Annotated in this window: 12 protein-coding genes; 5 read left to right on the plus strand and 7 right to left on the minus strand. The window is 64.5% G+C overall.

The window, feature by feature from the left end:
* The first annotated feature begins 16 nt into the window (after positions 1 to 16).
* On the plus strand, positions 17 to 343 hold the full coding sequence (locus tag CH289_RS20285; RefSeq protein WP_231383829.1) for an ArsR/SmtB family transcription factor: 327 nt from the start codon (positions 17 to 19) through the stop codon (positions 341 to 343).
* Positions 344 to 354: 11 nt separating this feature from the next.
* On the opposite strand, the gene CH289_RS20290 is transcribed toward CH289_RS20285, so the two are convergent.
* Together CH289_RS20290 and CH289_RS20295 are read right to left on the minus strand one after the other, a co-directional pair.
* Entirely contained in the window at positions 355 to 1,224 is an 870-nt protein-coding gene (locus CH289_RS20290) for an alpha/beta fold hydrolase (RefSeq protein WP_094728422.1), read from the minus strand.
* Between the two features lie 5 nt (positions 1,225 to 1,229).
* Positions 1,230 to 3,443 carry a glycoside hydrolase family 3 C-terminal domain-containing protein gene (locus CH289_RS20295; protein WP_094728423.1) on the minus strand — a complete coding sequence of 738 codons (2,214 nt, stop codon included), beginning with the start codon at positions 3,441 to 3,443 and terminating at the stop codon, positions 1,230 to 1,232.
* 88 nt (positions 3,444 to 3,531) lie between these two features.
* Here CH289_RS20295 and CH289_RS20300 point away from each other — a divergent pair, with 88 nt between their 5' ends.
* Together CH289_RS20300 and CH289_RS20305 are read left to right on the plus strand one after the other, a co-directional pair.
* The gene (locus CH289_RS20300; protein WP_230594140.1) at positions 3,532 to 4,107 is read left to right on the plus strand and encodes a TetR/AcrR family transcriptional regulator; all 576 of its coding nucleotides are present in this window, start codon (positions 3,532 to 3,534) and stop codon (positions 4,105 to 4,107) included.
* Between the two features lie 33 nt (positions 4,108 to 4,140).
* Entirely contained in the window at positions 4,141 to 4,596 is a 456-nt protein-coding gene (locus CH289_RS20305) for a MarR family winged helix-turn-helix transcriptional regulator (RefSeq protein WP_019667452.1), read from the plus strand.
* A 9-nt stretch (positions 4,597 to 4,605) separates the two neighbouring features.
* Here the strand turns inward: CH289_RS20305 and CH289_RS20310 are convergent, their stop codons facing one another.
* Both CH289_RS20310 and CH289_RS20315 read right to left on the minus strand, forming a co-directional pair.
* Positions 4,606 to 5,028, minus strand: a complete 423-nt coding sequence (locus CH289_RS20310; RefSeq protein ID WP_037141849.1) for a DoxX family protein — start codon at positions 5,026 to 5,028, stop codon at positions 4,606 to 4,608.
* Between the two features lie 59 nt (positions 5,029 to 5,087).
* A complete protein-coding gene (locus tag CH289_RS20315) occupies positions 5,088 to 5,381 on the minus strand; it encodes a hypothetical protein (protein WP_026348192.1) in 294 nt (97 codons plus the stop codon).
* Between the two features lie 53 nt (positions 5,382 to 5,434).
* Here CH289_RS20315 and CH289_RS20320 point away from each other — a divergent pair, with 53 nt between their 5' ends.
* Both CH289_RS20320 and CH289_RS20325 read left to right on the plus strand, forming a co-directional pair.
* Positions 5,435 to 5,740 carry an ArsR/SmtB family transcription factor gene (locus tag CH289_RS20320; protein WP_019667449.1) on the plus strand — a complete coding sequence of 102 codons (306 nt, stop codon included), beginning with the start codon at positions 5,435 to 5,437 and terminating at the stop codon, positions 5,738 to 5,740.
* Positions 5,737 to 6,126 (plus strand): VOC family protein, encoded by a 390-nt coding sequence (locus CH289_RS20325; RefSeq protein ID WP_094728424.1) that lies wholly within the window; start codon positions 5,737 to 5,739, stop codon positions 6,124 to 6,126. The genes CH289_RS20320 and CH289_RS20325 overlap by 4 nt, the downstream gene beginning before the upstream one ends.
* A 27-nt stretch (positions 6,127 to 6,153) precedes the next feature.
* Here the strand turns inward: CH289_RS20325 and CH289_RS20330 are convergent, their stop codons facing one another.
* Genes CH289_RS20330 through CH289_RS20340 form a run of 3 tightly spaced genes read right to left on the minus strand, consistent with a single transcriptional unit; the run spans position 6,154 to position 11,289 of the window.
* On the minus strand, positions 6,154 to 6,546 hold the full coding sequence (locus CH289_RS20330) for a VOC family protein (protein WP_094728425.1): 393 nt from the start codon (positions 6,544 to 6,546) through the stop codon (positions 6,154 to 6,156).
* 44 nt (positions 6,547 to 6,590) lie between these two features.
* A complete protein-coding gene (locus tag CH289_RS20335) occupies positions 6,591 to 7,145 on the minus strand; it encodes an isochorismatase family protein (protein WP_019667446.1) in 555 nt (184 codons plus the stop codon).
* Between the two features lie 13 nt (positions 7,146 to 7,158).
* Positions 7,159 to 11,289 (minus strand): bifunctional nitrate reductase/sulfite reductase flavoprotein subunit alpha, encoded by a 4,131-nt coding sequence (locus CH289_RS20340; protein WP_094728426.1) that lies wholly within the window; start codon positions 11,287 to 11,289, stop codon positions 7,159 to 7,161.
* Positions 11,290 to 11,311: the final 22 nt, after the last annotated feature.

Genomic DNA, 11,311 nt, shown 5'->3' on the forward strand with positions numbered 1-11,311 from the left:
GTTGTATTTTTACAACATGATGGCTTCCGGGCACAAGGGTGACGACGACGACCGCGTGTTCAAAGCGCTTGCATCGCCGCTACGTCGACGCATGCTGGACGCCCTGAAAGAAGCTCCCCGCAGCACGGGCGAACTGTGTGCGCTGTTTCCCGACATCGACCGGACGACAGCGCTGCAGCACCTGCGAGTCCTCGAATCCGCCGAACTCGTGACCGGTCGCAAGATCGGCCGCGAGCGCCACCTCGCCTTGGCGCCGCTGCCGATCAAGCGAATCTCGGACCGGTGGATAGGGGAGTACACCCGCGCCGCCGTCGACCTGCTGGGGCGCCTCGACGAGTCGTGACCGAGCCGGGGTCAGACCACAGGCGCGGTGACGGCGGCCAGTGCCTCCTCGATGACGGACACGACCGCGGCCGGCTCGGCAATCATGACCAGGTGAGGTGCACCGATCTCGACGACGGAGCGCAGCCCCGCACGTTCGTAACCGAAACGCTCCACATCGGGGTTGATGGTGCGGTCGTTGCTGCTCACGATTCCCCAGCCCGGCTTGGTCTTCCACGCTGCGACGGGCGCCGCTTCACCGAATGCCGCTGCTGCCAAAGGTCGTTGAGACACTGCGAGTACTTCGGCAGTCTCCGGCGGAATGCCGGCGGCGAAGACCTCGTGAAACGAGTCGATCTTCACCGAGACGTCGGTACCGTCCTCGGAGCCCGCGACGGGGAAGGGTGTGTAGACGAGATTGGCAGCGAGGTCGGAGTCGGGGAACCTCCCCTGCAGCTCACCGAGAGATTCACCCTCCTCGAGGGCGTAACCCGACACGTAGACCAGGCCGACGACGTTGTCTGCGGCGCCCGCCACCGTGATGACAGCGCCGCCGTACGAGTGCCCGGCCAGGAGGACGGGTCCCTCGATCGACTCGACGATGGATCGGATGTACGCGGAGTCTCCGAGGAGGCTGCGGTTCGGCACCGCGGGCACGAGAACGCGGTAGCCCTTGTCGATCAACCGTCGTGTGACCGGTGTCCAGCTTGACGCATCTGCAAAAGCGCCGTGAATCAGTACAACCGTGGGAGTGCTGGCCATGATGGTGCCTTCCGGAAGACGAGAGAACGGTGTGTTCTTAACGAAACTCTCGTCTCCCGGGCCGACGATGTCGTCGCGGCTGGCCGCCAGATACGCTGCGCGCTGGTGGGGGTTCGCCCTACCTGCCAGCAGGGGTGGCATCCGTCTCATCGGTCCGATTCGACGATTCCGTTCAACACCTCCGGTGCCATTCCGAATCCGACGAGTCGGTTCAATGGGATCGACGCCATCATGCGCACCATGTCGACGCCCAGTGCGTCGTCGGAACCCGATGGTGCGGACGGGAACATGTCGGCCAGGGCGGGAGCGGTCCGCGGGTCGGCGAGTGCTTCGCCGAGAGTCGAGTTCATGGTCAGCGGGATCTCGACGGAATCGCCGGAAATTGCCACCGTTGCCGACGCGCGGATATCGCGACTCGACGCGCCGACGTCGACGGTGTAGTCACCGTCCTCGACGGCCCATCGGTCCGTTCGAGTTTCCCAGTAGGCGAGCGCGGATCTGTCGAGGTGAATCTCGACGCGCTCGTCGGCACCTGCATCCAGCTCGGAGGTGACGGCGAACCCTTTCAGCTCGCGGGGCGCTCGAACGAGCACCGAATCGGGCTTGCCCACGTAGACCTGAACGACGTCGCGGCCGGACCGGGAACCGGAGTTCGTGACGGTGACCGACACGGTAACGCCGGAGTCCGTCACGGACACGTCGAGATCGGAGTATCGAAACTCGGTGTAGGACAATCCGTGTCCGAACGGATAAGTCACCTCGATCTCGCGGGCGTCGTACCAGCGATACCCGACGAAGATGCCTTCCCCGTAGCGGACGTGTGAATTCTCGCCCGGGAAGTTCAGATAGGCCGGCACGTCCTGGATTCTCTCCGGGACCGTCTCGGTCAATCGGCCCGACGGATTGACGACGCCGAACAGTACATCCGCGAGAGCGCCGCCTGCTGCCTGGCCGAGTAGGGCGCCGTCGAGGATCGCAGGGACGATCGTCGAAATCGGCTGCAGGCGAAGAACACCGCCGTGGGACAGTACGACGACGGTTCTCGGCTGCGTCCGCGCGATGGCTGTGATCAGGTCCAGCTGATCGTCGGGGATGTCGATGTCTTCGCGGTCGAATCCCTCGGACTCCTGACGTGCGCCGAGTCCGACGAACACCACGGCCACGTCCGCGTCGGCGGCAGCAGCGACCGCGTCGGCATGCAGTGAAGCGTCGGCATGCGGTGGGTTGTCGGTCGTCGTGAAGCCTTGGTGGTATGTGACGGACGATGCGTGCCGCCGGATTTCGTCGACTGGCACGTCGAGGTGGGTGGGATTGACGTGCGAGCTGCCACCGCCTTGATAACGCGGCTCCTGTGCGAACTCGCCGATCACGGCTATCCGGTGATCGGTTCGCAGAGGGAGAACGTCGCGGTCGTTCTTCAGCAGAACGACGCTCCGAGCAGCTACTTCGCGTGCCAGGGCATGATGAGCATCGAGGTCGGGCGCGGTGGCTCCGTCATTGCGGCGCACGCGTCCTGCGAGTCGGGCGACGGCCTCGGCTGCGCGGTCGACTGCAGCCATCGGAACTGCGCCGGACTTCACGGCCGACTCGACCTGTGCATCGGTTGCGCCGCCGCGGCCGGGCATTTCGAGGTCCAGACCGGCCGCAACCGACGTCGGACGGTCGGCGACGGCACCCCAGTCGCTGACGACGACGCCGTCGAAACCCCACTCACCGCGCAACACGTCCGTCAGCAGCCACGTGTTCTCGGAGGCGTAGACGCCGTTGATCTTGTTGTACGAGCACATCACCGTCCACGGGTTCGCGGTGCGCACGATGTGGGAGAAAGCGTTCAGGTAGATCTCGCGGAGCGGCCGCGCATCGACGTCCGAGCTCGACCGCATTCGATCGTGCTCGGTGTTGTTCAGCGCGAAGTGCTTCAGCGACGCCCCTACGCCGGTTCTCTGCAGACCGCTCACCCACGCCGCACCCAGGATACCTGCCACGACAGGGTCCTCGGAGAGGTACTCGAAGTTCCTGCCGCAGCGGGGGTCTCGCTTGATGTTCACGCCGGGGCCGAGAAGCACGTCGACATCGAGGGCGCGGGCTTCGACGCCGAGGGCCTCGCCGACGCGACCGACCAGTTCGGGGTCCCAGGACTGGCCCAGTCCCACAGCGGGCGGAAAACATGTTGCAGGGGCGCTGCCGGCAAGTCCGAGGTGATCCGTCGCCCCGGTCTGCTTTCGGACGCCGTGTGGGCCGTCGGTCAGCATCAGCGACGGCACGGATCCGGCAGCGCGGGTGGTCCAGAAGTCCGCTCCGCTTCCCAGCGCAATCTTGTCGGCAAGCGACATGTCGGTGATCTCGGTGTTCTGGTCCATGGCTCGCCTCGTCGTCGAAAGGAAGTGATACCAAAACAGTACGTCGCTCGGTTTTGGTCTGCAACGGACCCGCCGTACAGTTCTCCTCGTGGCTCGACGAGGTGCGTACTCGAAAGGGGTGGCCAAGCGGGAGGAAATCCTGACGACGGCCCTCGAGATCGTCGCGCGCGATGGCTACAGCAAGGCCACCGTGCGAGAACTGGCGGACGCCGTCGGACTGAGTCAGGCCGGTCTGCTCCACTATTTCGGTACCAAGGAAGTGCTGTTCACCGCGATTCTGCAGCGACGCGACGAGGTGGACGTCGACCGCGCGCTCGGTGACCCCGGCGAGGATTCCTTGGTCGAATTGGTCGAGCACAATGCGGAGGTGCCGGGCCTGGTGCAGCTGTACTCGCGATTCGCCTCCGAGGCGGCCGAGAAGGATCACCCGTCCCACGAGTTCTTCCGTGAGCGCTACCGGTTGTCTCGCGCCGGGCTTGCTGCCGAGGTCGAGCGCATGCAAGCGTCCGGTGAACTACCGTCGGATCTCGACGCCGAGCGCATCGCGATCATGATGTTCGCCATGATCGACGGACTGCAGACGCACTGGATGTTCGACCCGGAGCTCGACATGGCGCAGCATGTGTCCTACTTCTGGGAAGTGCTGCGACGGGCCGGTAAGTAGTTTCCGAATCAATCAAATAGGTAAGCTCACCGCATGACGTCCACACGGTGGCTCGATAACTCCGAGCAGCACACATGGCGTGCCTATCTCGACGCGACCCGCCTGCTGGTGCGCGCGCTCGACGGGCAATTGACTCGTGACTCGGGCATCTCGTTCGCCGACTACGAACTACTGGTCGTGCTGTCCGAGGCGCCCGGTGGCAGGCTGCGCATGAGCGAACTCGCCGACGCCGTGACCACCACCCGCAGCGGCGTCACGCGCGCAACCACCAGGCTCGTGGACGCCGGTTGGGTGCACCGAGTCAAATGCGACGACGACAAGCGTGGGATGTCGGCCGAACTCACCGACGCGGGGATGGCAAAGCTCGCCGACGCCAGCCCGGGACACGTCGCTGCCGTGCGGGAGTTGATGTTCGATCGCCTGACAACCGAAGACGTCGCGTCACTGGGACAGGCATTCGATCGCATGAGGTCACACATCACCGGTTGACAGGTTCGATCACGAGCGCGGCTTGCCTGTCGACCACAGCACCCACAGGACGAGCAGCGGTTGGAACAGCAACCGGACGAAACGCTTTCCGTCCGAGTCCAGGCCGAAACCATCACGCTTGTTGACGAACTGGGCGATGTTGCCGGGAAAGATCGCGACGAAGAACGCTGCGACGAGGCGACCCAGCAGGACTCGATCCTTCTGCACGACGGCAAGACCGGCGCCGAGCATGATCTCGACACCCCCCGACGCCATCACGACGCCGTCCTCGTCGAGGGGGATCGATTTGGGCACCTGCGCGCGGAAGGTGTCGCGGGCCCAGAACAGGTGGCTGACGCCGGCGAAGACGAGGATGCCCGCCAGCGAGTAGCGGGCAACCGTGCGAGCGGGGGTGGTTTCGGGAAGTTCGGTTCTCGACATGCCCGGCCGCATACCCCGCACCGCGTGCAGTCATTCCTCGATCGTGGTGATCGGCTCCGCGGAGTCGGCGGTCAGGTGTCGTCGCCGGGGCGGGGGACCGGGGTCTCCCAGCGTCGGCGACGCTCGTCGTCGGTTTGGTCCCACCAGGGTGTGCCGCGTTCGCCGAGCGCAACCTTGGAGGCCTGAACTCCTGCCCGTGACTCCGGGGCGCCGCCCGTTGCCTTCACGTCTCGACGCCACGCCATGAGTATCGACCGTAGCTCCGCGGCTCGGTCCTCCGGAATTGCCGGGTCGGTCGCCCTCCATCGGCGACCGTTGATCACGACGTATCGACCGTCTTCGGTGCGCTCGGGGCCATCGGGCATGAAGTCGACGGTACGCATTGACATGCAAGCGCGTACTTGCCTATTGTTTTCCCATGCCCGAGGACTCGGGGACTCCCGAACTGTTCAAGGCGTTGTCTGATGCCACCCGTCGAGTGATTCTGGACGAATTGGTGCTCCGCGACGAGCAGACGCTGTTCGAGTTGTGCACCCGACTCATCTCGATCCACGGGTTTTCGTTGTCCAGGCAGGCGGTGTCCCAGCATCTGGACGTGTTGGAGGCCGCCGGATTGATTCGCTCGGAACGCAAGGGCCGCTATAAGTTTCACTATCTCGACACGTCACCGCTTCGCTCGATAGGCGACCGATGGCCGGTCGCCGGAGAACAGGAGAAATCATGAAGATCTACATCACCAGCCTCATGGTGTCCGACCAGGACAAAGCGCTTGCGTTCTACACCGACATATTGGGATTCGTCGTCAAGCACGCCATTCCGCTGGGCGAACACAAGTGGCTGACGTTGGTCGGTCCAGGCAACGAAGACGGCCCCGAACTCGGCCTCGAACCTGCGGAACACCCCGCGGTGAAGCCATTCCGCGACGCCCTGATGGCCGACGGCATTCCTGCCACGTCTTTCGCCGTCGACGACGTCCGCGCCGAATACGAGCGTCTTGTCGGCCTCGGCGTCGTGTTCACGCAGAAGCCCACCGACATGGGCCCGGTCACCGTCGCGACGTTCGACGACACCTGCGGCAACCTGATTCAGATCTCCAACTACGCAGGCTGAGATGGAGCGCAGGCGTGGCTCGGGCGTCTAGAACGCGTCCCCGGTGCGCCACGCCATCTCCTGCAGTGTCCACGTGTTGTCGTCGGGATCGGCGAATGCTGCGTACTTCACCCCGCCCCCCGCATCCTGGACGTCGTCGACCCGAACGCCGCGGTGTTCCAACTCGGCCCGCGATGCCTCGATGTCCGCGACGACCAGATGCAGCCCTTTGGTCGAACCGGGAGGCATCGAGTACGCACCGAGCCCGGTTCCCATGCTGATCGAACATGCCGACCCGGGAGGGGTCAGCTGAACCACGCGAACACCCTCCGCGGGAGTGACATCCACGTCGGCGACGAACCCGAGCTTGTCCACGTAGAACGCTTTGGCTCGATCGACGTCGCTCACCGCGATAGGGATCAGTTCCAACTTCATGTCCATGTGTCCTCCTCGAGCCCGGCACCTCGGCAGAGCCTAGCGCTGCTCTACCGGCCGAAGTCGATCTCGTCGGTCGAAACCGTTCCGGCTTTCCTTCCCGGGGCGCGCTGGTTGTCCCAGTACAGATTGGTGTGTGCGATCACCTGTTCCGGGCTCGGCGCACCCCACTCGGTCAAATCCTCCGTGGTGTGCGCGTCACCGACCAGAACGGTGTCGTAACCGCGGGTGAGCGCGCCGTGCAGTGTGCTTCTGATGCAGAAGTCCGTCTGGGCGCCCGCGACGACGATCCTGCCGACGGCCGACGTCGCGAGGACGGCGTCGAGATCGGTGTCCTCGAACGAGTCGCCGTACGTTTTGTGAATCACGGGTTCGGACGCGTCCCGTCTCAACTGTGGCACGTACTCCCAGCCCGGAGATCCCACGACGAGGTCGTCGGCCGAGTGCTGAACCCACACCACCGGCGCACCAGCGAAGCGTGCCTTCTCCACCAAGTCGACGATGCGACCCACCACGGTGTCGGAATCGATCGACGCCGCCATTACGTCGACCTGAACGTCGACGACGAGCAGCGCGGTACGCGGGCGGTCCTTCCACATCGTCATGCGACGACGATACTCAGTACACGTCGCGGACGTACCTCTTCTCGGCCGACAACGACTTGACGTAGGCGTCGGCGCTGGCTGGAGCGAGCCGACCATGCTGAGCGACAATTCCTTTGAGTGCGTTGTCGACGTCCTTCGCCATGCGTGACGCGTCGCCGCAGACGTAGAAGTGTGCGCCCTCCTGGAGCCACTTCCACAGCGTAGGACCGTGCTCGACCATCCGATCCTGCACGTACACCTTGGATGCCTGATCCCGAGAGAACGCGACGTCGAGGCGCGTGAGGGAACCGTCGTCGAGCATCGTCGTCAGCTCGTCGCGGTAGTAGAAGTCCGTTGCGGCATGTTGCTCACCGAAGAACAGCCAGTTCGGGCCGGTGTGGCCGAGAGCGCGCCTCTCGTGCAGGAAGGCGCGGAAAGGGGCGATTCCCGTCCCTGGTCCGACCATGATCATCGGTACTGTCGGGTCCTCCGGGGGTTTGAAATGCGCCGACTTCTGAACGAAGATTCCCACTTCCTCACCCTCGGCGTGGTCGGCGAGATACGTCGAACACACACCGCGACGCGGTATGCCGTGCACGTTGAACCGCACCGTGGACACGGTCAGTTGCACTTCGCTCGGGCTTTCCTTCGGGCTCGACGAAATGGAGTACAGCCGCGGCTGCAGCGGCTTTAGTACCGTCAGCCACTGGTCCACGTCCGCTGTCACCGGAGCGTGAGCCAGTACGTCGATGGACTGCCGACCCCACATCCAGTCCGCGAGCGCACTCTTGTTCTCCGGCATCAGCATTCGTTCGAGGTCGGCGTCGTTGGTGCGGGAGTGCACGAACTTCAGCAGGTCCGGTGTGGCCTTCGCGATCTCGAGCCGGTCGCGGAGAGCGATGCGAAGCGGCATCGACTCGTGCCCGGCAAGGTCGACGACGGTGTCTCCGTCCAGACCCGTTGCGCCCAGCCATTCCTCGACCAACACGTCACTGTTGCGCGGCCAGACGCCGAGCGCGTCACCCGCCGAGTAGGTGAGCGTGCCTTCCGGCAAGTGGAATCCGAACTGCCTGACGTCCTTGCTCGAGCCGGCCGCGCTCAGTGGGGTGTTTCGTACCAGTGCAGTGGGCAGCGGCGCCTTCTTGCCGTACGACGGCGCTCCGGCGGCCGATGCTGACGTCGGAGCGATCACTGCCGGCGGGACGGGCTGCGATGCCGTGTTCAGCTTGGCCAGCACCCGTTCGAGCCACATCGCCGACGCTTCCTCGTGGTCGGGTTCGCAGTCGACTCGGCCCACGAGGCGTTCGCCGCCGAGATCGGCCAATCTGCTGTCGAGTCGACGCCCGTTGCCGCAGAAGTCGTCGTAGTTTGAGTCTCCGAATGCGAGCACCGAAAAGCGGTGTCCGGTCAGATCCGGGGCGTCGTCCCCGCTGAGTCCGTCGAGGAACGTCGCGCCGTTGTCGGGTGCGTCACCGTCACCGGTCGTGCTGCTGATCAGCAGCACGTCTGTGTACTGCGACAGACGAGCGGCCGGAAAATCGTCCATGACGTGCTCCGTCACCGCGATGCCGGCGTTCCTCAACGCATCCACGCTGGAGTAGGCGAACTCCTCGGCCGTGCCGGTCTGCGACGCCCACAGGACGAGCACCGCTGCCTTGCCCGATGCATCCCGCCCGAGCGCGTCGCTCCCCGCCCGTGCGTCCAGTGCGGCTACGTCCTGGCGCGAGAACAGGCCTGCGAGCAGTCCTTCCACCCACGCTCGGGTCTCGGGGGAGAGGGGAGTAGTGGCGGGCAACATGGGAGTGCCGGCCAACGAACCGTCCGCGCGGAGACCGGCGAGAAGGCCTGCGATGTAACGCTGTTCGTGCACCGGAAGTGGTAGCGCCGGTCCGGCGTGATCGCCGACCAGGCCGGCCAACGCGTCGATTGCCGAAGGCGAAGCCGAAGCGGGCACGGAGTCGCTTTTCTCGACGGCCCCGGCAACCTTGGTCAACGTCACGGCGCACACCTTGAACTCGGGCTGTTGGGACAACGGATCGATCGCGTCGTTGGTCACGGCGTTGATGGACAGGTATTCACCGAAGGAGTCGTTCCAGTGGAACGGCGCGAAGCAGTCTCCCGGTCGGACGCGATCGCTGATCACGGCAGGCAGCACTGCTCGGCCACGCCGGGATGCTACTTCGATCCGGTCGCCGTTCGCAGCGCCGAGCCGTTCGGCATCGAGGGGATGCAGTTCGACGAAGGGACCAGGGTTCAGCTTGTTCAGTTTGGCCACCTTTCCGGTTTTCGTCATGGTGTGCCACTGGTGCTGAAGTCGGCCGGTGTTGAGCAGGAACGGGTAGTCGTCGTCGGGCATCTCCGCCGGTGCCATGGACGGTCGAGCGAAGAATTGCGCTCGGCCGGTCGGCGTAGGAAATGACAGGCGCGGAACCGATCCGTCGCTCAGCACGCGCTGAGTCTGGCTGATCCCGTCGTTGACGTAGCGAATGGGATGCCGGTCGGCGTCGTCGTGCGGCGGGCACGGCCACTGCAACGAGGTGGCGCGCAGACGGTCGTACGTCGCTCCGCGCAGGTCGTACCCGGTTCGCGGATTGGAGAACTGTTTGATCTCCTCGAAGATCTCCTCGGCGCTCGAATAGGTGAAAGCGTCGGCGAATCCGAGCTCGCACGCCATCGCTGCGATGATCTGCCAATCCGGCAACGCCTGCCCCGGAGCGTCGACGGCCTTCTGGAACAGTGTGAGGTTGCGTTCGGAGTTGATCATGACACCCTCCGATTCCGTCCACAGTGCGGCGGGAAGGACGACGTCGGCGTATCCGTTGGTCTCGTTGTCCACGAACACATCCTGAGTGATCACCAACTCGGCACGTTCGAGTCCGGCAATGACTGTCTTCCTGTTTGCCACCGAGGCAACAGGATTGGTGCAGATGATCCAGCATGCCTTGATGTCGCCGTCGGCCATGCGTGAGAACATGTCGATGGTGCCGCCGCCGACCTCGGTGCGGAGTGTTCCCGGAGGAAGATCCCACCGGTTCTCCACGAACGTCCGATCCTCCTCCGACAGCACGGACCGCTGACCCGGTAGACCGGGGCCCATGTACCCCATCTCGCGGCCGCCCATGGCGTTCGGCTGACCGGTCAGAGAGAACGGACCACTGCCGGTACGGCAGATCGCCCCGGTCGCCAGATGTAGATTGATCACGGCGTTCGTGTTCCAGGTTCCGTGCGTCGACTGGTTCAAACCCATTGTCCAGCAGCTCATCCAGTTGCCGGCCTCGCCGATCCACGTCGCGGCCGTCCGTAGTGCCTGCTCGTCGATGCCGGTTCTCCTGCTCACTTCGGCCGGCGTGTACTCGGCGAGGAAGCTCTCCATGGCGTCCCAGCCGTCGGTGAACTCGTCGACGAACTCGCGATCCACGTGACCGTCGGCGACCAGAAGGTGCAGGAGACCGTTCAACAGGTCCAGGTCGGTTCCGGGGGTGATCTGCAGATGCAGGTGAGCTTTGTCCGCTGTTGCGTTGCGCCGAGGATCGACCACGATCAGCTTGGCGCCCTGCTTGACCCGATCCATCATGCGTAGGAACAAGATGGGGTGACAGTCGGCCATGTTCGCCCCGGTGACGAAGAACACGTCCGCGTGATCGAAATCCTCGTACGAGCCGGGAGGGCCGTCCGCTCCCAACGATTGCTTGTAGCCGGTACCTGCGCTGGCCATGCAGAGTCGCGAGTTGGATTCGATCTGGTTGGTGCCGATGAAACCCTTGGCCAATTTGTTCGACAGATACTGCGCCTCGAAGGACATCTGCCCGGACACGTAGATCGCAACGGAGTCGGGTCCGTGTTCGTCGAGGATCGCCCGCAGCCTCCGCGCCGTCTCCTCGATCGTCCGACGTGTGTCCGAAGGCATCGGGTCGTCCCCACGCCTGGCTCTGGTCAGCGCAGTGGTGAGGCGCCCGGGAGCCAGCAGCATGTCCGACGTCGTCGAACCCTTCGTGCAGAGTCGGCCGAAGTTCGACGGATGAGACTTGTCTCCGACGGACTTCTCGACCGTCGCCGGGCCGTCGGGTCCCCGGGTGATCTGCAACGTCATTCCGCATCCGACGCCGCAGTACGCGCACACCGTCTTGACGGTGTCCACACTGACGTCGACTGTTTCTGTTGCCACGAACCCACGATCATCGTCCGAG

Origin of the sequence: Rhodococcus sp. RS1C4 (assembly GCF_002258225.1) — a bacterium.
GTDB lineage: Bacteria > Actinomycetota > Actinomycetes > Mycobacteriales > Mycobacteriaceae > Rhodococcoides > Rhodococcoides fascians_E.

Excerpts from the sequence above, each read along its gene's own strand:
- CH289_RS20330 (WP_094728425.1), bottom strand. The coding sequence starts at position 6,546 with ATGGACATGAAGTTGGAACTGATCCCTATCGCGGTGAGCGACGTCGAT.
- CH289_RS20310 (WP_037141849.1), bottom strand. The coding sequence starts at position 5,028 with ATGCGGCCGGGCATGTCGAGAACCGAACTTCCCGAAACCACCCCCGCT.
- CH289_RS20305 (WP_019667452.1), top strand. The coding sequence starts at position 4,141 with ATGACGTCCACACGGTGGCTCGATAACTCCGAGCAGCACACATGGCGT.
- CH289_RS20295 (WP_094728423.1), bottom strand. The coding sequence starts at position 3,443 with ATGGACCAGAACACCGAGATCACCGACATGTCGCTTGCCGACAAGATT.
- CH289_RS20335 (WP_019667446.1), bottom strand. The coding sequence starts at position 7,145 with ATGACGATGTGGAAGGACCGCCCGCGTACCGCGCTGCTCGTCGTCGAC.
- CH289_RS20315 (WP_026348192.1), bottom strand. The coding sequence starts at position 5,381 with ATGCCCGATGGCCCCGAGCGCACCGAAGACGGTCGATACGTCGTGATC.
- CH289_RS20290 (WP_094728422.1), bottom strand. The coding sequence starts at position 1,224 with ATGCCACCCCTGCTGGCAGGTAGGGCGAACCCCCACCAGCGCGCAGCG.
- CH289_RS20285 (WP_231383829.1), top strand. The coding sequence starts at position 17 with ATGATGGCTTCCGGGCACAAGGGTGACGACGACGACCGCGTGTTCAAA.
- CH289_RS20325 (WP_094728424.1), top strand. The coding sequence starts at position 5,737 with ATGAAGATCTACATCACCAGCCTCATGGTGTCCGACCAGGACAAAGCG.
- CH289_RS20320 (WP_019667449.1), top strand. The coding sequence starts at position 5,435 with ATGCCCGAGGACTCGGGGACTCCCGAACTGTTCAAGGCGTTGTCTGAT.